At 33.0% G+C, this 19029-nt stretch carries 22 protein-coding genes and 2 other annotated features; of the genes, 20 read left to right on the forward strand and 2 right to left on the reverse strand.

The features are described 5' to 3' along the window. Positions 1 to 11: 11 nt before the first annotated feature. On the forward strand, positions 12 to 1088 hold the full coding sequence (locus BTJ66_RS01300) for an AbrB family transcriptional regulator (RefSeq protein WP_099089193.1): 1077 nt from the start codon (positions 12 to 14) through the stop codon (positions 1086 to 1088). 239 nt (positions 1089 to 1327) lie between these two features. Here BTJ66_RS01300 and BTJ66_RS01305 read toward each other — a convergent pair whose 3' ends face one another. Next, on the reverse strand, positions 1328 to 1894 hold the full coding sequence (locus tag BTJ66_RS01305) for a DNA-3-methyladenine glycosylase I (protein WP_099089194.1): 567 nt from the start codon (positions 1892 to 1894) through the stop codon (positions 1328 to 1330). Positions 1895 to 1952: 58 nt separating this feature from the next. Further along, positions 1953 to 2194, forward strand: a binding site (T-box leader). A gap of 44 nt (positions 2195 to 2238) precedes the next feature. On the opposite strand from BTJ66_RS01305, the gene BTJ66_RS01310 reads away from it, so the two are divergent. The 6 genes from BTJ66_RS01310 (at position 2239) to BTJ66_RS01335 (ending at position 9328) form a co-directional block, all read left to right on the forward strand. Then, entirely contained in the window at positions 2239 to 4869 is a 2631-nt protein-coding gene (locus BTJ66_RS01310) for a valine--tRNA ligase (RefSeq protein WP_099089195.1), read from the forward strand. An 11-nt stretch (positions 4870 to 4880) separates the two neighbouring features. Then, the gene (locus tag BTJ66_RS01315; RefSeq protein ID WP_099089196.1) at positions 4881 to 6146 is read left to right on the forward strand and encodes a bifunctional folylpolyglutamate synthase/dihydrofolate synthase; all 1266 of its coding nucleotides are present in this window, start codon (positions 4881 to 4883) and stop codon (positions 6144 to 6146) included. Positions 6147 to 6539: 393 nt separating this feature from the next. Beyond that, entirely contained in the window at positions 6540 to 7358 is an 819-nt protein-coding gene (locus BTJ66_RS01320) for a squalene/phytoene synthase family protein (protein ID WP_099089197.1), read from the forward strand. 237 nt (positions 7359 to 7595) lie between these two features. After that, entirely contained in the window at positions 7596 to 8306 is a 711-nt protein-coding gene (locus BTJ66_RS01325; protein ID WP_099089198.1) for a prepilin peptidase, read from the forward strand. Next, positions 8303 to 8983, forward strand: coding sequence for a RadC family protein (gene radC, locus BTJ66_RS01330; RefSeq protein WP_099089199.1), 681 nt, complete (start codon positions 8303 to 8305; stop codon positions 8981 to 8983). The genes BTJ66_RS01325 and radC overlap by 4 nt, the downstream gene beginning before the upstream one ends. 63 nt (positions 8984 to 9046) lie before the next feature. After that, the gene (locus tag BTJ66_RS01335) at positions 9047 to 9328 is read left to right on the forward strand and encodes a hypothetical protein (RefSeq protein ID WP_099089200.1); all 282 of its coding nucleotides are present in this window, start codon (positions 9047 to 9049) and stop codon (positions 9326 to 9328) included. A gap of 34 nt (positions 9329 to 9362) precedes the next feature. Here the strand turns inward: BTJ66_RS01335 and BTJ66_RS01340 are convergent, their stop codons facing one another. Beyond that, positions 9363 to 9542 carry a hypothetical protein gene (locus BTJ66_RS01340; RefSeq protein WP_099089201.1) on the reverse strand — a complete coding sequence of 60 codons (180 nt, stop codon included), beginning with the start codon at positions 9540 to 9542 and terminating at the stop codon, positions 9363 to 9365. 148 nt (positions 9543 to 9690) lie between these two features. Here BTJ66_RS01340 and BTJ66_RS01345 point away from each other — a divergent pair, with 148 nt between their 5' ends. From BTJ66_RS01345 to tgt, 13 genes are all read left to right on the forward strand, one after another. Beyond that, a complete protein-coding gene (locus BTJ66_RS01345; protein ID WP_099089202.1) occupies positions 9691 to 10149 on the forward strand; it encodes a DUF4930 family protein in 459 nt (152 codons plus the stop codon). Positions 10150 to 10219: 70 nt separating this feature from the next. Next, complete coding sequence (locus BTJ66_RS13605) at positions 10220 to 10375, forward strand: hypothetical protein (RefSeq protein ID WP_167380370.1); 156 nt, start codon at positions 10220 to 10222, stop codon at positions 10373 to 10375. Positions 10376 to 10877: 502 nt separating this feature from the next. Then, on the forward strand, positions 10878 to 11720 hold the full coding sequence (gene mreC, locus BTJ66_RS01350; RefSeq protein ID WP_099089203.1) for a rod shape-determining protein MreC: 843 nt from the start codon (positions 10878 to 10880) through the stop codon (positions 11718 to 11720). Next, complete coding sequence (gene mreD / locus BTJ66_RS01355) at positions 11720 to 12244, forward strand: rod shape-determining protein MreD (protein WP_099089204.1); 525 nt, start codon at positions 11720 to 11722, stop codon at positions 12242 to 12244. The genes mreC and mreD overlap by 1 nt, the downstream gene beginning before the upstream one ends. A gap of 29 nt (positions 12245 to 12273) precedes the next feature. Then, positions 12274 to 12347, forward strand: a sequence feature (ribosomal protein L21 leader region). Positions 12348 to 12360: 13 nt separating this feature from the next. Next, a complete protein-coding gene (rplU, locus tag BTJ66_RS01360; protein WP_099089205.1) occupies positions 12361 to 12669 on the forward strand; it encodes a 50S ribosomal protein L21 in 309 nt (102 codons plus the stop codon). Positions 12670 to 12671: 2 nt separating this feature from the next. Then, positions 12672 to 12992, forward strand: a complete 321-nt coding sequence (locus tag BTJ66_RS01365) for a ribosomal-processing cysteine protease Prp (protein WP_099089206.1) — start codon at positions 12672 to 12674, stop codon at positions 12990 to 12992. A gap of 12 nt (positions 12993 to 13004) precedes the next feature. Next, complete coding sequence (rpmA, locus tag BTJ66_RS01370) at positions 13005 to 13289, forward strand: 50S ribosomal protein L27 (protein WP_002483091.1); 285 nt, start codon at positions 13005 to 13007, stop codon at positions 13287 to 13289. A gap of 131 nt (positions 13290 to 13420) precedes the next feature. Then, positions 13421 to 14716: a GTPase ObgE gene (gene obgE, locus BTJ66_RS01375; RefSeq protein ID WP_099089207.1), complete on the forward strand. Its 1296-nt coding sequence runs from the start codon at positions 13421 to 13423 to the stop codon at positions 14714 to 14716. Between the two features lie 11 nt (positions 14717 to 14727). Further along, positions 14728 to 15183, forward strand: a complete 456-nt coding sequence (locus BTJ66_RS01380) for an ACT domain-containing protein (protein WP_099089208.1) — start codon at positions 14728 to 14730, stop codon at positions 15181 to 15183. Between the two features lie 12 nt (positions 15184 to 15195). Beyond that, complete coding sequence (gene ruvA, locus BTJ66_RS01385) at positions 15196 to 15798, forward strand: Holliday junction branch migration protein RuvA (protein WP_099089209.1); 603 nt, start codon at positions 15196 to 15198, stop codon at positions 15796 to 15798. Positions 15799 to 15831: 33 nt separating this feature from the next. Further along, the gene (gene ruvB / locus BTJ66_RS01390; protein ID WP_099089210.1) at positions 15832 to 16836 is read left to right on the forward strand and encodes a Holliday junction branch migration DNA helicase RuvB; all 1005 of its coding nucleotides are present in this window, start codon (positions 15832 to 15834) and stop codon (positions 16834 to 16836) included. A 2-nt stretch (positions 16837 to 16838) separates the two neighbouring features. Then, positions 16839 to 17864, forward strand: coding sequence for a tRNA preQ1(34) S-adenosylmethionine ribosyltransferase-isomerase QueA (gene queA, locus BTJ66_RS01395; RefSeq protein ID WP_099089211.1), 1026 nt, complete (start codon positions 16839 to 16841; stop codon positions 17862 to 17864). Positions 17865 to 17884: 20 nt separating this feature from the next. Continuing rightward, positions 17885 to 19024, forward strand: a complete 1140-nt coding sequence (gene tgt, locus BTJ66_RS01400; protein WP_099089212.1) for a tRNA guanosine(34) transglycosylase Tgt — start codon at positions 17885 to 17887, stop codon at positions 19022 to 19024. Positions 19025 to 19029: the final 5 nt, after the last annotated feature.

The raw sequence follows: 19029 nt of genomic DNA on the forward strand, positions 1-19029 counted from the left end.
GTTGTGAGAACATGAATAAGCAATTGAGAAATAATATAATTGTATTACTGTTTGCTATAATTTTAAGTTTAATCTTAAGCGCAGCTCATGTACTATTGCCGTTCATGTTTGGACCAATTATTGCAAGTGTGATTTGCGTGAGGGTCTTCCGTCTTGAAATTGAATGGCCATTTTGGCTTAGCCAAGTGGGCTTAGTACTGTTAGGTGTTCAAATTGGATCAACTTTTACGAAAGACGTACTATTTGATATTAAAGATGATTGGTTAACGATTATCTTGATTACTGTAATGTTATTGGTGCTTGCGTTAGTGATAGCTTTCTTTTTCAAAAAGATTGCCAATGTAAATACTGAAACTGCTATTCTCAGTGTCATCCCAGGCGCCTTAAGTCAAATGTTAATCATGGCAGAAGAAAATAAAAAAGCGAATATCATGGTAGTAAGTTTGACTCAAACCTCAAGAATTATATTTGTTGTTATTCTAGTTCCATTTATTTCATATTTTTTCAGAGATAATAGCGGGAATGGTGTAGCTGAAAAATCAGCAACAAAAGCGTTGACTGATGTAGTGTCCATACCACAAATATGCATCTTAGCCTTAGCGATCTTTATTATCTATATGATTATGAGCAAGATTAACTTTCCAACGAAACAGTTACTAGCACCGATCATTGTACTTATTGCTTGGAATTTATTTACTGGTGTAACGTTTACGTTAGATAATTATATCGTTGCTGCAGCACAAGTCATCTATATGATTCGTATCGGTATACAAATAGCTAAATTGTTAGACCAAATGAAAGGAAGAATTGCTGTTGCTATAGTTTTTCAAAATGTATTTTTGATATTATTAGCTTTCATTATGGTGTTATTAATTTCAATGGTATCAAACCATTCAGTAAATGAATTATTCCTAGGTGCTGCTCCTGGTGGGATGAGTCAAATTGTATTAGTAGCGATTGAAACAGGCGCAGATGTAGCATTGATATCAAGCTATCATATTTTCAGAATATTTTTCATCTTATTTGTAATTGCTCCTTTATTAGGACAATTACTTAAATATGTTGAGTCATCAAATGAAAAACGATAAAAAATAACTAGGTTGATAGAGTTAAACATCGTTCATCGCTAACATTATGTTGGTCTATATTTAAAGCAGTAAACGTCATGTATACTGCTATTAACTAATCACGTATTTTTGTAAGCCTCAAGACTGGTATCGTCATTTTAAAATGTGACGATACCAGTCTTGAACTGTTTTTGTATATATTTCGTTAATAGATATTTTAGTTCATGTCTGATATCTTCTTGTCGCTACGCATAATTACTTCAAAATGTTAGGTGTTTAGGATTATTTGGACAAGATTCTAAATGAGCATTATACAGTCCGGCAGCTTCTAAAAATGAAAAAACAGTCACAGGACCTAGAAATTTAAAGCCATAATTTTTTAATGACTTTGAAAGTTCTGTAGCTCGTTTATCCACAGTAATTCGATCACTAGGGCGTTTGTATCCACAATCAATGGGTTCATAATCGACGGTTGACCATAAAAAATCACTGAAACTACCAAAGTCTTTTTCAATTTTAAAATATCCCTTCGCTTGACTTACAATTGCTTCTAATTTTTTTCGATTATGCACTATGTTAGGGAAGGTCATTAACTGATTAATATCTTCATCATTCATATTAGCAATTTTGTGTGGATCAAAATCATAAAATGCTTGTTCGTAAGCTTCTTTTTTCTTTAATATAGTTAACCATGAAAGACCGGCATGTTGCGATTCTAATGCCATAAGTTTAAATAGTTTTAGACTATCATATAGTGGTTGACCCCACACCTCATCATGATATTTTAAATAAACAGGGTCTTTCGTACCAAATGCGCATTCGTTCATAAATTTCACTCCATTTTATTGACTTATTTTCACATCCATTATACTATAATTAAGTAAATAAATATTGTCTACTGGGAAGAGTAAATAGGCTTAAATTAAACAGAGAGTACATAAATGCTGAAAATGTACAATTTATCTTATTGAAGGTAGCCCACAATGAACTTTAGCTGAACACGGATTTTTAAAGATATCTGTTTATTAAGTTGAAGCGTGCTTGAGCGTTAATCATGTAATTAAGTGCTTGAAATTAGTTTGTAATTTCTTGAATTTAGGTGGTACCACGGAATATCCGTCCTATATTGATAGGACGGATATTTTTATTTTTTTAAGGAGGATTTTAATGTATGGAAATGAAACCAAAATATAATCCGAGTGAAGTTGAGTCTGGTCGTTACGAACAATGGGTGAATAGTGGATATTTTAAAGCAAAAGAGGATAATTCAAAAGAAACATATACAATCGTAATACCGCCACCAAACGTGACTGGTAAATTACACCTAGGACACGCTTGGGATACAACATTACAAGATATATTAACACGTATGAAACGAATGCAAGGCTATGATACTTTATATTTACCAGGAATGGATCATGCCGGCATTGCGACTCAAGCTAAAGTTGAAGCAAAATTAAATGAACAAGGATTATCTAGACATGATCTAGGACGAGAAAAATTCCTTGAACAAGCATGGGATTGGAAAGAAGAATATGCAAACTTTATCAGACAACAGTGGGCAAAACTGGGTCTTGGCCTTGATTATAGTAGAGAGAGATTTACATTAGATGAAGGCTTAAGTAAAGCTGTTAAAAAAGTATTCGTCGATATGTACAATAAAGGATTAATATATCGAGGCGAATATATAATCAATTGGGATCCAATTGCGCGTACGGCTTTATCTGATATTGAAGTTATTCATGAAGATGTTCAAGGCAAGTTTTACCATTTTAAATATCCATTTGCTGATGGTAATGGTTATATAGAAATTGCGACAACGCGACCTGAAACAATGTTAGGTGATACAGCGATTGTAGTTAATCCCCATGATGAACGCTATAAAGATGTAATTGGTAAATCAGTTGTTTTACCAATTGTTGGTAGAGAATTGCCAATATTAGCAGATGAATATGTAGATATTGAATTTGGTAGTGGTGCAATGAAAGTGACACCAGCACATGATCCAAATGACTTTGAAATAGGTAATCGTCATGACTTAGAACGAATTATAGTGATGGATGAATCTGGAAAAATGAATGACAAAGCTGACAAATATCAAGGTATGGATCGTTTTGATTGTCGTGAACAGTTAGTAAAAGATTTAGAAGCTGAAAATTTAGTGATTAAAATTGAAGAACATGAACACTCAGTGGGTCATTCTGAACGCTCTGGTGCAGTGGTAGAACCTTACTTATCAACGCAATGGTTTGTTAAGATGAAACCATTAGCTGAGCAAGCTTTAAATAATCAAAAAACTGACGATAGAATTGATTTTGTTCCTGCACGTTTCGAAAAAACGTTCAATCGTTGGATGGAAGAAATTAGAGATTGGACTATTTCAAGACAATTGTGGTGGGGACATCAAATTCCTGCTTGGTACCACAAAGAAACAGGCGAATTATTCGTGGGAGAACACGCACCAGAAGATATAGAAAATTGGGTACAAGATGATGATGTCTTAGATACTTGGTTCTCAAGTGCATTATGGCCTTTTTCTACACTAGGATGGCCAGATGTTGAGGCTGTAGACTTTCAACGTTATTTTCCGACGAATGCATTAGTTACCGGTTATGATATTATCTTTTTCTGGGTAGCAAGAATGATCTTCCAAGGACTAGAATTTACTGGAAAACGTCCGTTCAATGATGTATTATTACATGGATTGGTACGTGCAGAAGATGGACGTAAGATGAGTAAATCACTCGGCAATGGTGTAGACCCAATGGACGTTATTGATGAATATGGTGCTGACAGTTTACGTTATTTTTTAGCAACTGGTTCTTCACCAGGTCATGATTTGCGTTATTCAACTGAAAAGGTAGAATCTGTGTGGAATTTCATCAATAAAATTTGGAATGCAGCTAGATTTAGTATGATGAATATTGGTGAAGACTTCACAGTAGAGCAAGTTGATTTATCTAAAGATTTATCACTGGCTGATAAATGGATTCTTACACGCTTAAATGAAACAATTGCAAATGTGACGGATTTAAGTGACAAATATGAATTTGGAGAAGTTGGAAGAACATTATACAATTTCATTTGGGATGAATTCTGTGACTGGTACATTGAAATGAGTAAGATTCCAATGAACGGTGAAGATGAAGCACAGAAACAAGTGACACGTTCTGTACTTACTTATGTACTTGATAATACAATGAGAATGTTGCATCCATTTATGCCATTTGTTACAGAGCAAATATGGCAAAATTTACCGCATGAGGGCGAAACAATTGTTAATGCTGCTTGGCCAACTGTAAATGATGCGCTTGTTTTTGATGAAAGTAAAGAAACGATGCAACAACTCGTAGAAATCATTAAATCTGTGAGACAATCAAGATTAGAAGTTGATACGCCATTATCTAAAGCAATTCCTATTTTCATTCAAGCGAAAGATGAAAATATTAAAGATACTTTATTAAATAATTCTAATTATATTGATAGATTTTGTCATCCAAGTAAATTAACGATTGATACTGCTATTGAAATTCCTGAAAAAGCCATGACTTCTGTAACAACAGCCGGTGAAGTAGTGCTTCCGCTTGAAGGCTTGATTGATATGGAAAAAGAAATTGAACGATTAGAAAAAGAACTCTTAAAATGGGAAAAAGAGTTAGATCGTGTGAATAAAAAATTAGCAAATGATAACTTCGTCAATAAAGCACCTGAAAAAGTGATTAATGAAGAACGTGAGAAAAAACAAACGTATCAAGAGAAATATGACGGTGTTAAATTACGAATTAATCAATTAAAAGCATAGGAGTCCTTATGATGAATTACCTAGATAGCTTATATTGGATACACGAACGAACTAAATTTGGTATAAAACCAGGTGTCAAACGCATGGAGTGGATGCTAGAGCGTTTGAATAACCCACAATTTAATATAAATGGTATTCATGTAGGTGGTACAAATGGTAAAGGATCTACAGTTTCATATTTAAGATCGGCACTTGTTGATAACGGATATGAAGTGGGTACGTTCACTTCACCATTTATCGAAACCTTCAATGAACGCATTAGTTTAAATGGTAATCCAATAAATGATGATGACATTGTTGCATTAGTTCAAAAAGTGAAACCTGTAAGTGAAGCATTAGAAATAGAAACAGAGCTTGGAACAGCTACTGAATTTGAAATTATAACAACGATGATGTTTTTATATTTTGGTGAGATTCACCCAGTAGATTTTGTAATAGTTGAAGCAGGATTAGGAATTAAAAATGATTCAACTAATGTATTTAAGCCAATATTGTCAATATTAACTAGTATTGGTTTAGATCATACGGATATTTTAGGCGATACTTACGTAGATATCGCAAAAGATAAAGGTGCAATCGTCAAACCTGAAACACCTGTTATTTACGCTGTAAAACATGAAGAAGCGCTTAAAGTTATCAGAGATTATGTTGAACAACAAAATGCTGAAGGCATAGAATTAGAGCGTGATATCAGTATTATCTCAGAAGATGAAGAATTTACTTATCGATATAAAGACTATGAACTAGAGACCTTATTACTAAACATGGTTGGCGAGCATCAAAAAGAAAATGCAGCGTTAGCTATTACAGCTTTGATTGAATTAAATGAAGCCGGGATTGTTGATTTAGACTTCAATAAAATGATTGACGGCATAGAATCAGTTAGTTGGACTGGTAGAATTGAACAAGTCAAAGAGCAGCCGTTAATGATTATTGATGGTGCGCATAATGTGGAAAGCGTAGAGGCATTGATTAGTACAATGAAACATTATTATCATGTGGATAATATAGATATTTTATTTTCAGCAATTAAAGGTAAACCGATTAATGCTATGATTGATCAACTTAAGACGATTGCTTCAACATTTTATATTACAGACTTTGATTTTCCAAAAGCATTAACAAAAGAAGAAATTTATGAAGATATGAAATATGATCAAAAAGCCCTTGTCGAAGATTATGTTAAATTTATCGAGTCTTACGATGGTAAAGGCTTAATAATCACTGGAAGTTTATATTTTATTAGTGAAGTAAAATCTAAAGTAGATTTCAATTAACAAGTGATTTTTAACATGGCAGTGATATAGAAGTCCATTTTCAAAGTGATTCGTAGTCTCCTGGTAGTTAAGAATGATTACGTAACAAGACAAAAGTAATATATGGGCTATAGTTGAATTATCCATAGCACAAGTGTTTACTTAAGATTTTGAAAGTTGAAGTGCTAATACTAGAACAAAAATATTTAATTTCATAAAATTTGACCGAGATAAATTGATGTCTCGGTCGTTTTTAAATATTTTGTGTTAGGACGATATGACGATTTAATGTTTACAAATAAGTAAAAAATATAAAAAGTAATTTAAATATAATACAAAGCAGTGGCATTCATTTTCTATTTAAATTTGTAATTGTATGATAATATTTAAAAAAAGGGGAGGTATAAGAATAAAATGACAGACAAGAAATTCCCAAAAGATGCAATGCGCGTTTTAAAAGAAACAAGCCGTACTTTTTATATTCCCATCACTTTTTTAGAAAAAGAGTTAAAGCATTCGGTAGCTTCTGCATACTTGATATTACGTGCGATAGATGAAATTGAAGATCATGAAGAATTAACAAATGAGATGAAATACGACATGTTATTGCAAATCAGTGATTTATTTAAGGAACAGTTTAATAATGACAAGTATTTGCAAATTTTAGCGCCAGTTAAAGATAAGATGCCCGAAGTAACGGTGCGTTTAAGTGAATGGATTGATGCTTGTCCAAATAAGACAAGAACAATCGTAATGGACGCTTCAAGCGAAATGGCTTATGGTATGGCAAAATGGGCAAAAGCAAATTGGGACATTCATACTGAAGCGGATTTAGATGATTATACATATTATGTTGCAGGACTTGTTGGTGTAATGCTTTCACAACTTTGGGAATTTTGTGCAGGTATAAAGACAGATCGCGACTTAGCTATCGGATACGGTCGAGGATTACAGGCTGTAAATATTTTGCGCAATCAGCAAGAGGATTACGAAGAACGAGGTGTTAGTTTTGTTCCAGATGATTGGAGTAGGGATGATTTATTTAAATACGCTGAAAGCAATTTAGCTAAAGCTGATATATATATAAAAGACATAAATAAGAAATCTATCTTACTATTCTGTCGTTTGCCATTAGCACTTGCACATAAATCGCTTAAAGCTATGAAAAATGGACGTGAAAAAATTTCACGATCTGAAGTCGAAGCAACAGTCGAAGAAATTCAAAAAGAGTAACTTCATTTTTTTGAAGAAAAATTTAATGATAATTATTAAAGGAACAGCAATCAAATTAGGAGATGATTGTTGTTCCTTTATATTAGATATAATAAAAGTGCTAAAACTTTAAACATTGGATAATAAATGCACCAAATATCAATTAAAATATTATTTTGTTATAATATTTTTTAAAGTTGTTAAATTTATTATTAAGTAGCATTTAATGTGGTATGATTGAAAATAGGAGGTGCATTTGTGTTTCAACTATTATTAATTTGTCCTATCCTATTTAGTTTTTTATATCAGTTAAGTTTTGTAAATAATCTAAATTTAACTTATTTTAAATTACAATCTCGTTGTGATTATTGCTATCAACGTCTTAAATTCAAGGAAATGGTTCCCGTTTTAAGCTTTTTATTACAAAAAGGCAAAACGAAATGTTGTCATCGTAAACTAAGTTATTGTTATTTAGTTGGTGAAATCCTCGCTATTTTTCCTGCATTCTTCGCGCTTCAATACACACCAATGTTAACCATAGATTTCACCTCGTTTTTACTCATTTATTTATTTTTACTTGTTTTTGCACTTTATGATTTAGCTACATTAAGTATACCAATCCATCTTTTATTTATCTTTACGATTTGTATTTGTATTTTAGTACCAATGCATTTTATATCGTTTTTTACTATCAGTAGTTTACTTCATTTAATTTATTGGTTTTCCAACAAAGCAATTGGCTACGGCGATATTCTACTTTTTTCAATACTTTCTTTAGCGTTACCTTTTATAATTTTTAGTTATCTCTTTTTATTCACTTTCATCATTGGTGGTGGTTATGCACTATTACAATTAACATGCTTTAAAAATTCAAAACAAATTGTCCCACTTATTCCTTTTATTTTTTTAGCTTATAACCTCATAAATATATTACAACAATACACTTACTATGGAGGAATATTTATATGAAAATAAATGATCTTGCAAATTATCAAAAACCTAGAGAGCGCATGTTAAATTATGGCGCTTCACATCTATCTCATGCTGAATTATTGGCAATATTAATAAACACTGGGAGAAAGGGTTGCTCTAGTTTAGATATTGCGAATGAATTGTTAAAATCCATTGTAAATTTAAAAGAGTTAAAAAACTTATCTATAAATGATTTAAAAAAGATTAAAGGTGTAGGACTATATAAAGCGCTTATTTTAAAAGCGGCATTTGAATTAGGTGAACGAATGCATTCTGGAAGTATAGACGATAAAATTCAAATCAATAGCCCGAAAGATGTCGCGGAGTTTATGATGGGTAAAATGGAACATTTGACACAAGAAAAATTTATAGCTTTGTTTTTAAATTCAAAGAATGTAATTATTAAACAAAAAACGATTTTTATCGGAACACTGAATAGTTCAATTGTGCACCCACGCGAAATTTTTTGTGAAGCAGTTAAATGTGCAAGTAACGCGATTATCGTGCTTCATAATCATCCCTCAGGTGATACAACACCTTCAAAAGAAGATGTGAAAACGACGGATAGATTACGAGAATGTGGTGACATTTTAGGCATACAACTATTAGACCATATAATTATAGGTGATCACACGTATTTAAGTATGGTTGAGGAAGGTTACTTTGATATATAATTTGACTTTCTGTAATTTGTAAGATGAGGTATAATCAAATAGTTGATTAGGGAGGTTGATCATTTGGGTACTATACTTTTAATTGGTTTATTGATACCAGTTGTATACTTAATGCAATTGACAAAAAAGAAAGAAGCTATTAATGTAAAATATACTAGAAACACAGTTGGCATATCTATAATTAGTGTAGTAGTAACTACGATTATTTTTATACTATTGAACCATACAAATATACCGATATGGGGTACTATGATTAGTGCAATAATTGTAGCAGTTGTGTGGGCATTATTACTAAGTGGCTGTTACTATATTTATCAAATACTTTCTAATAATGTGAAAAAATAATGCGCTCAATGACCTAGTCATTAAGCGCTAAATTTTAATTTATGAAGTTGAAATAATAATTAAAATAATCCATTAGCCAAAGGATTCCTTGATATCCTAAGTAGATACATAATACAATAATTCCAACATATATTAAAAATCTTAATATAGATAAGCCTACTCTAAATAATAATATGACCAAGAGGGCAAGCAGGATTATAGATAAAATACTCATTCTATGTTCACTCCCTTTGTTTCCAATTTTACTATGAAATGAATAATTGTGCATCAGTCTATAGTGGAATTTTAAATACTGCTACAGACTGATGTTTTTTCATAGACATAATATTATAATTTAATATGACTTAATAGGAGGATGGTTCATGCGTTTTATATTTAGTGTCATTAAAAATATTATAGCAATTATAGCAATAGTGTTTATTGTATTCTTCGCGCTCAAATATGCACCATTTTTAAAAGACCAACAATGGAACCCAGTAAGTAACGATGAACCTTCTGTTAATCATACGCAAACAAAAGAAGATTTGGCTGGAGGACAGCGTTATACAGTTGAAGATAACGATATTTTGAACAATGTGCCTCTGAGCCAAACAAAAAATGTTTTTAATTGGATAGATAAAAAGGAATTTATGTCTGTCTCAGGTATAACTAGAATGGGTTATAGTGATAACTATTTAGCTGGACAGCGTGGGGATGAATTTATTATTTATAAATTTGGTTCTGATTCAATTAGAGTTTATAGAACTGAAATAGAGATGGAGCAAGATTTAAATCAACTTGGTGAACATATTGAGCTTCTACCGCCTTCAAGTTACGAGTAAGAGGTTTGAATTCTAAGCCAAAATGCGTTAGCCTTAAATAAGTAAAAACGTTAAAGGTTGGTGTCTAATTATGAGTGAACAGTCTAATGATAAAAAAGTGGATGAGCAAGCTAAAGCACAGAATCTTTTTGCACGTTGGCGGAAAGAAGAAACGTTATATAAAGAAGATGAAAAAGAAGAACAAAAAGCTGCTAATACAGATAATTCAGAAGAAGAAAAAAAATAGTATACCTTTAATAAATATGAGAGACTGGAACATAAATGTTTCAGTCTTTTTTTGTGAACGCATTTTGGTTAAGTAGTTGTATGATTATTTTGCGTCAGCAATTAGCGATTATTATGTCAATTAGGTACCATGTTCATAAAGTTATATGAGGTAATTTCATTATCAGACGATGGTAATTGTTTATTTTAAGTTCAGTGAGAACTATAATGAAAGATGAGTTACATAAAAACAAATGTCATTTAAAGATAATAGTTATTGAATAACTTTATTCTTGTGAAATAGATCATTTTAATACACGAATGACATTAAAAATTGCTATAATACATAGGATTGTTATTATAAATTAATGTAAGAAGTAATATGTTTTTTCATTGTATATTTAATCTACGTGTATTGAAAAGAACTAATTTATAAATTATTAAGGTTCGCGCTTTATTTCAAACTACTAGTAATATAAAATGATAAAAGAACATAAAATAGTCGGGTAATAGAGGTGTTTAGGTTGTCAAAGTTTTTTAAAAACAACAAATTGATTGTTATGTTATGTGCAATCATTGTGTTTATCGCCTTAATTGGTGTATCCTTACGCTCACAATCACAGTCACCAGTGGAGCAATATGTAGGGGATTCAGTGGCTTTTGGACAAAAAGCAATTAGTTATCCTGTTCAGTTTGTGACAGGATCAATTAACAATCTATTTTCAAATGATGGTTCAACAGAACAATCGAAAAAGGTGAAGAAATTAGAAGCTGAAAATGAACGATTAGAAGTTGAAAATAAGAAGTATAAAAAAGAATTGGATATTGAAGACATTTCTCAATTCGAGCCTATCTCTAGCACTGTATTATCTAGAAATCCTGACCAGTGGATGAACACGTTAGTAATAAACCAAGGTTCAAAAGATGGTATTCAAAATAACATGGCTGTCATGACTTCAGAAGGTTTAGTTGGCCGAATTTCTAAAGTCAATCAGTTTTCATCACAAGTTGACCTTATTTCTACAAATACACGTGCAAATCGCTTATCAGTAAATATTCAACATGATAGTAAAAATGTCTTTGGATTAATTGACCATTATGATTCTAAAAATGAAGAATTAGTAATTACCGATATTAACAACAAAGATAGTATTAAAAAAGGAGATAAAGTTGTTACGAGCGGATTAGCAGATCAACTACCTAGCAGTATATACATAGGAGAAGTTTCTAAAGTTGAAAATGATGAATATGGCTTATCGAAAGAAGTTAGAGTTAGAACAGCAGCCAACTTATCTGACTTAAATCATGTATATGTAGCTAAAAGAGATCCTAAGTCGATACCTGATAACGAAAGTGGGGATAATTAATGCGTGCGTTATACTATTTTCTTATCGGTATTGTTTTATTTTATATTGATACTGCGATTGGTTTAGTCATCCCAATGCAGATAGGGGATAAGAGCATCATTTTTGTCCCACATTTGACACTTATGTATTTAATGTTGATATGTGTATACAGAAGTTTTGGTGTAGCAATGGTTTTAGCTACAGTATTGGGCCTGGCCACAGATTTATATTATGGTAGTTTTTATGGTTTGTATTTATTTGGTTACATTTTATTTGTTGTAATTATGGATTTTTTCTTTAAAGTATTTTATAGAGATAGTGCAATGCTATTTCTCGCGGTATTGTTAATTACTTTATTATTAGAAATATACATCGCTGTTATATATAGCATATTGGGATTAATTTCGTTTGATTTCCTCGATTTTATAATTTTCAGGTTATTACCTACATTTATATTGAATTTTATATTGTTAATATTACTGTACCCAATTATTACGAAATTCTTTAGAAAAGTACAAATGAAGATTGACAGTAAGAAATCGTAATGCTAAAATGCAGTAGTTGAGTAGTTTTTAGCTACATACAACCGCTCGGATTCAGGTTAAAGTACATGTATGTCACCTGAATTTGGCGTGACTTAAATTATTAGGAGGTGCAAAGTATGTTTGCTATTATTGAAACAGGTGGAAAACAAGTTAAAGTTGAAGAAGGCCAAGAAATATTCGTAGAGAAATTAGATGTTAACGAAGGCGATTCTTTCACTTTTGACAAAGTATTATTTGTAGGTGGAGACGCAGTTAAAGTTGGTGCGCCAACAGTTGAAGGTGCTACTGTTACTGCTACTGTTAAAAAACAAGGACGCGGTAAAAAAATTACTGTATTCACTTACAAACGTCGTAAAGACTCAAAACGTAAAAAAGGTCATCGTCAACCTTATACAAAATTAACAATCGACAAAATCAACGCATAATTATGATTACTGTTGATGTTACATTGAACGATGCCGGTCAAGTAACTGATGTTATCATGGATGGCCATGCAGAACATGGCGAGTATGGACATGATGTAGTTTGTGCAGGTGCATCCGCAGTTCTTTTCGGAAGTGTTAATGCTATAATGGGATTAACAAGTGAGAAACCCGACATTGATTACAATGATGACGGTGGACATTTCCACGTTAGAAGTGTAGACACTACAAATGAAAAAGCGCAATTAATTCTTCAAGCAATGTTAGTATCATTGCAAACGATTGAAGAAGAATATAAAGAAAATATTAGACTAAATTATAAGTGAGGTGCAATCATAATGTTAAAATTAAACTTACAATTTTTCTCATCTAAAAAAGGACTTGGTTCTACAAAAAACGGGCGTGACTCAGAATCAAAACGTTTAGGAGCTAAACGTGCTGATGGTCAATACGTAACAGGCGGTTCTATTTTATTCCGTCAACGCGGTACTAAAATTTATCCTGGTGAAAATGTAGGTCGTGGTGGCGACGATACATTATTCGCTAAAATCGACGGCGTTGTTAAATTTGAGCGCAAAGGTCGCGACAAAAAACAAGTTTCTGTTTATGCAGCAGCTGAGTAATTTTTGTCATTGTTAACACCAGAAGTGATCACTTCTGGTGTTTATTTTTTGTCTTTATTTTCTAGTTAACGAGATAATGCTATAATAAACAAGATATGAAAGTTTAAAAATTGAAAAAAAGAGGTGAAATCATGTTTGTCGATCAAGTTAAAATATCACTTAAAGCAGGTGATGGTGGTAACGGTATAACTGCTTACCGCAGAGAAAAATATGTTCCATTTGGTGGACCAGCTGGCGGTGATGGCGGTGATGGTGCATCTATTATATTTGAAGTTGATGAAGGATTAAGAACTTTATTAGATTTTAGATACCAAACGCATTTCAAAGCTAAACGAGGAGATGGTGGACAGAGTAGTAATATGCATGGTAAAAATGCTGAGCATCTTGTCTTAAAAGTACCACCTGGCACGATTATTAAACGTGCAGATACTGAGGAAGTATTAGCCGATTTAGTTGAAGATGGACAGCGCGCTGTTGTTGCTAAAGGCGGTCGCGGTGGACGCGGAAACTCACGTTTTGCTTCACCAAGGAACCCTGCCCCTGATTTTAGTGAAAATGGTGAACCAGGTGAAGAAATAGATGTGACATTGGAGTTAAAATTACTTGCAGATGTTGGACTTGTAGGCTTTCCAAGTGTAGGGAAGTCAACGTTATTATCTATAGTATCTAAAGCTAAACCGAAAATTGGTGCATACCACTTTACAACAATTAAACCTAACTTAGGTGTAGTATCTACAAAGGACCAAAGAAGTTTTGTAATGGCAGATTTGCCTGGCTTAATTGAAGGTGCTTCTGAAGGAGTAGGATTAGGACATCAATTTTTAAAACATGTTGAACGAACAAAAGTAATCGTACATATGATTGATATGAGTGGATCAGAGGGTCGTAATCCATACGAAGATTACAAAGTTATTAATGAAGAGCTCAGTGCATATGCACACCGCTTAGAAGAAAGGCCACAAATTATTGTAGCGAATAAGATGGATATGCCTAATTCAGAGGATAATTTAAAGTTATTTAAAGAAAATTTAAATGATGATTCAATTCTAGTAATACCACTTTCTACATTTATGCATGATCATATAGATAGCCTTTTATATGCCATAGCTGACAAATTAGAAGAAGTGAAAGATATTGATTTTAGTAAAGATGAGGAAGAAGATTTAGGTGTGAACAGAGTAGTGTATAAACATACGCCTAGTCAAGATAAATTTACTATTACAAGAGATGATGACGCTGCATATGTTGTTAGCGGTAAAGCCATTGAAAGAATGTTCAAGATGACTGACTTTAACAGTGATCCAGCTGTTCGTCGTTTCGCACGTCAAATGCGCTCAATGGGTATAGATGATGCATTGAGAGCACGTGGTTGTAGAAATGGCGATATCGTTAGAATTTTAGGTGGAGAATTTGAATTTGTTGAATAGGAGTGAAAAATATGGACAAAAAAGATTATAAAAAGTTTTACTTAATTCGTGAGGATGTATTACCTGAATCAGTTGTAAAAACTTTAAAGATAAAAGAAGTCTTAAAAAATGATCCATCCTTGTCCATATTTGAAGCTGTTAAGCAATTTGATTTATCAAGAAGTGCATTTTATAAATACAGAGATACTATCTTTCCAATAGATGAAAAGATTGAATCAACGAGAGAATTTACATTGATTTTATATGTGAATGATATTGTTGGCATGTTAGCAGAAGTCTTCAATACATTATCTAATTTAAATTTATCTGTGTTAACGATTCATCAAAGTATTCCCATGGAGGATAGAGCAACAATAACTTTGTCGTTAGATGCAACAAGTACCGATTTAGAAATTGATGATGTAATGGAAGCATTGAGAGTGATTGACCATGTTTCTAAAGTTGAATTAATTAGTATGACTATATAAGGAAGTGTATCCGTGTACGCATATATTAAAGGAACATTAACTGAATTAAACCCTACGCACTTGGTGGTTGAAGCATCTGGTGTTGGCTACGAAATTCAAACCCCGAATTCTTATCGTTTTCAGAAACATATGGATCACGAAGTTATTGTACATACTTCACTCATAGTTAGAGAAGACGCGCAATTACTATATGGGTTTATAAATCAAGAAGAAAAAGATATGTTTTTGAGTTTAATTAAAGTAACAGGAATTGGACCCAAGTCAGCACTAGCAATTCTGGCGAGTAGTTCACCAAATGATGTTAAAATAGCTATTGAAAATGAAAACGATGCTTATTTAACTAAATTCCCTGGCATCGGTAAAAAAACTGCAAGACAAATTGTCTTGGACCTTAAAGGGAAAGTGCAAATTAATGAAATGGGTAATGACCAAATTTTAAATTTAGGCTTAAATCATCAAGATAATGGTCCAATTATAAAAGAAGCACTCCTAGCTCTTGAAGCCTTAGGCTATTCAAAGCGCGAATTAACCAAAGTTGAGAAAACACTTAGTAAAGAAACATTCGATTCTGTTGATGATACAGTTAAACGTGGCTTACAACTTCTTATATCGTGAATATAAAACAGTATTTAACAAGGGGGGATAAGAATGGATGATAGAATGGTTGATCAATCTATGCATGACGAGGAATCTTCATTTGAATTATCTTTGAGACCGACAAAATTACGTCAGTATATTGGACAATCTGCGATTAAATCAAATTTAGAAGTGTTTATAAAAGCAGCTAAAATTCGACAAGAACCGTTAGATCATGTTCTGTTATTTGGCCCCCCTGGTCTAGGGAAAACGACATTATCGAATATTATCGCCAATGAAATGGAAGTGAATATTCGAACAATTTCGGGTCCATCAATCGAGAGACCAGGTGATTTGGCTGCAATCCTGTCAAGCTTACAACCTGGCGACGTTCTATTTATTGATGAGATTCATAGATTGAGCAGTGTTGTTGAAGAAGTCTTGTATCCAGCAATGGAAGATTTCTTTTTAGATATTGTAATAGGTAAAGGTGAAGAAGCGCGTAGCATACGTATCGATTTACCTCCGTTCACTTTGATAGGCGCGACAACACGTGCTGGTAGTTTAACTGCACCCTTAAGAGATAGATTTGGCGTACATTTAAGACTAGAATATTATAAAGAGCATGAATTGAAAGAAATTATTGTGCGTACAGCAGAAGTTTTAGGCACATCCATCGATGATGAAAGTGCTATAGAATTAGCGAAACGGAGTCGTGGAACACCTAGAGTTGCTAATAGGCTGTTGAAACGCGTACGTGATTTCCAACAAGTTAATGAGGATGAATTAATAAGTATTGGAACGACAAAAGCATCATTGCAATTACTACAAGTTGACGATGAAGGTTTAGATTATATTGATCATAAAATGATGAACTGTATTTTAGAACAATACAAAGGCGGTCCAGTTGGTCTAGATACTATAGCAGTTTCAATTGGTGAAGAACGCATAACGATTGAGGATGTTTATGAACCTTTTTTAATACAAAAAGGCTTTATAGAACGGACACCAAGAGGTAGAAAAGCAACACCATATGCATTTGAGCATTTTAGCAAGAACAATGGAAAGAGGGAATAAGTTTGAATATTGAAGCATTTGATTATCATTTGCCTGAATCATTAATTGCGCAAACACCTCTGAAAAACAGAGATGAAAGTAGATTGCTAATTCTTGGCAGACAATCTGGAAATATTGAACATAAACTTTTTAAAGATGTCGTTGATTATCTTAAAAGTGGTGATACACTTGTACTGAATGATACGAGAGTCATGCCTGCCCGGTTATTTGGAATGAAAGAAGAAACGGGTGCCAAAGTAGAAATGTTAATGCTTACTCAAATCGAAGGTGATGATTGGGAAGTTTTATTAAAACCAGCGAAGAGAGTTAAAGTTGGTAACAAATTGACGTTTGGAGAAGGTAAAATAGTAGCAGAGTGTATTGAAACATTAGATCAAGGTGGACGTATCATGCGTTTACATTATGAAGGTATTCTTCAGGAACGATTGGATGAACTTGGTGAAATGCCGTTGCCACCTTACATCAAAGAACGTTTAGATGATCAAAATCGTTATCAAACTGTGTATGCTAAAGAGACTGGTTCTGCAGCTGCGCCAACAGCGGGCTTACATTTTACAGATGGATTATTGGAGCGCATTAGAGCAAAAGGTGTAAATATTGCATTTATTACATTACATGTTGGTTTGGGTACGTTTAGACCTGTAAGTGTAGAAAATATTGATGACCATGAAATGCATAGCGAATATTACCAAATGGATGAGGCAACAGCAGAATTATTGAATCACACAAAGGCAAATGGCAAGCGAGTCATTTCTGTTGGTACGACATCTACTAGAACATTAGAAACAATTATGGAGTCACATGATAGATTTGTTGCTAAAAGTGGTTGGACAGATATTTTTATCTTTCCAGGATTTGAATTTAAAGCAATTGATGGACTCATTACTAATTTCCATTTACCAAAATCAACACTTGTAATGCTTGTTTCTGCTTTTAGTACTAGAGACTATGTCATAAATGCGTACAATCAAGCAGTAGGATCAGAATATAGATTTTTTAGCTTTGGAGATGCAATGTTAATTATTTAGGGAATGAAAGGAGATTTTATATGCCAGCTGTTACATATGAGCATATTAAAACTTGTAAACAATCAGGTGCAAGATTAGGTATTGTTCACACACCACATGGATCATTTGAAACGCCAATGTTCATGCCCGTTGGAACAAAAGCAACTGTAAAAACAATGAGTCCGGAAGAATTACACCAAATGGAAACTAAGATTATATTAGGCAATACATATCATTTGTGGTTACAACCCGGAAATGATATCATCAGAAAGAGTGGGGGATTACATCAGTTTATGAACTGGAATGGTCCTATACTGACTGATTCTGGTGGTTTCCAAGTATTTAGTTTAAGTAATTTGAGAAAGATTACTGAAGAAGGTGTAGAGTTTCGTCACCACACAAATGGATCGAAACTATTTTTGAGTCCTGAAAAATCTATGCAGATTCAAAATGATTTAGGTTCAGATATTATGATGGCTTTCGACGAATGTCCACCTATGCCTGCTGAATATAAATATGTTAAAGACTCGATTGAAAGAACAACAAGATGGGCAGCACGTTGTCTTAAAGCACATGAGAGACCAGAGGATCAAGCCTTGTTTGGTATTATTCAAGGTGGAGAATATAAAGATCTAAGAAAGCAAAGCGCTGAGGAGTTAGTAGCTTTAGATTTTCCTGGATACGCGATTGGCGGGTTATCTGTAGGTGAACCTAAACCAGTTATGTATGACATGGTACATCATACGGAACAATTCATGCCTAAAGACAAGCCGCGTTATTTAATGGGGGTAGGTTCGCCTGATGCACTAATTGAATGTAGCATTAGAGGTATGGATATGTTTGATTGCGTATTACCAACACGGATTGCACGTAATGGTACTTGTATGACATCTCATGGCCGTGTAATCATTAAAAATGCTAAATATGCGGATGATTTAGGACCACTTGATGATAACTGTGATTGCTATACTTGTAAAAATTATAGTAGAGCTTACATAAGACATTTAATAAAAGCAGAAGAAACTTTTGGGATTCGTCTTACTACTTATCATAATTTACATTTCTTGCTAAAATTAATGGAAAATATCCGACAAGCAATTCGTGAAGATCGACTTCTAGATTTTAAAGAAACATTCTTTGAACAGTATGGACTTAATGTGGAAAACCCAAAAAACTTTTAAAAAGG

The sequence above is a fragment of the Staphylococcus edaphicus genome, assembly GCF_002614725.1.
Taxonomy (GTDB): domain Bacteria; phylum Bacillota; class Bacilli; order Staphylococcales; family Staphylococcaceae; genus Staphylococcus; species Staphylococcus edaphicus.

Excerpts from the sequence above, each read along its gene's own strand:
- rplU (WP_099089205.1), top strand. The coding sequence starts at position 12,361 with ATGTTTGCTATTATTGAAACAGGTGGAAAACAAGTTAAAGTTGAAGAA.
- ruvB (WP_099089210.1), top strand. The coding sequence starts at position 15,832 with ATGGATGATAGAATGGTTGATCAATCTATGCATGACGAGGAATCTTCA.
- BTJ66_RS01320 (WP_099089197.1), top strand. The coding sequence starts at position 6,540 with ATGACAGACAAGAAATTCCCAAAAGATGCAATGCGCGTTTTAAAAGAA.
- radC (WP_099089199.1), top strand. The coding sequence starts at position 8,303 with ATGAAAATAAATGATCTTGCAAATTATCAAAAACCTAGAGAGCGCATG.
- BTJ66_RS01305 (WP_099089194.1), bottom strand. The coding sequence starts at position 1,894 with ATGAACGAATGCGCATTTGGTACGAAAGACCCTGTTTATTTAAAATAT.
- BTJ66_RS01300 (WP_099089193.1), top strand. The coding sequence starts at position 12 with ATGAATAAGCAATTGAGAAATAATATAATTGTATTACTGTTTGCTATA.
- BTJ66_RS01345 (WP_099089202.1), top strand. The coding sequence starts at position 9,691 with ATGCGTTTTATATTTAGTGTCATTAAAAATATTATAGCAATTATAGCA.
- BTJ66_RS01315 (WP_099089196.1), top strand. The coding sequence starts at position 4,881 with ATGAATTACCTAGATAGCTTATATTGGATACACGAACGAACTAAATTT.
- BTJ66_RS01365 (WP_099089206.1), top strand. The coding sequence starts at position 12,672 with ATGATTACTGTTGATGTTACATTGAACGATGCCGGTCAAGTAACTGAT.
- BTJ66_RS13605 (WP_167380370.1), top strand. The coding sequence starts at position 10,220 with ATGAGTGAACAGTCTAATGATAAAAAAGTGGATGAGCAAGCTAAAGCA.
- BTJ66_RS01380 (WP_099089208.1), top strand. The coding sequence starts at position 14,728 with ATGGACAAAAAAGATTATAAAAAGTTTTACTTAATTCGTGAGGATGTA.
- rpmA (WP_002483091.1), top strand. The coding sequence starts at position 13,005 with ATGTTAAAATTAAACTTACAATTTTTCTCATCTAAAAAAGGACTTGGT.
- BTJ66_RS01340 (WP_099089201.1), bottom strand. The coding sequence starts at position 9,542 with ATGAGTATTTTATCTATAATCCTGCTTGCCCTCTTGGTCATATTATTA.
- tgt (WP_099089212.1), top strand. The coding sequence starts at position 17,885 with ATGCCAGCTGTTACATATGAGCATATTAAAACTTGTAAACAATCAGGT.
- BTJ66_RS01310 (WP_099089195.1), top strand. The coding sequence starts at position 2,239 with ATGGAAATGAAACCAAAATATAATCCGAGTGAAGTTGAGTCTGGTCGT.
- mreD (WP_099089204.1), top strand. The coding sequence starts at position 11,720 with ATGCGTGCGTTATACTATTTTCTTATCGGTATTGTTTTATTTTATATT.
- obgE (WP_099089207.1), top strand. The coding sequence starts at position 13,421 with ATGTTTGTCGATCAAGTTAAAATATCACTTAAAGCAGGTGATGGTGGT.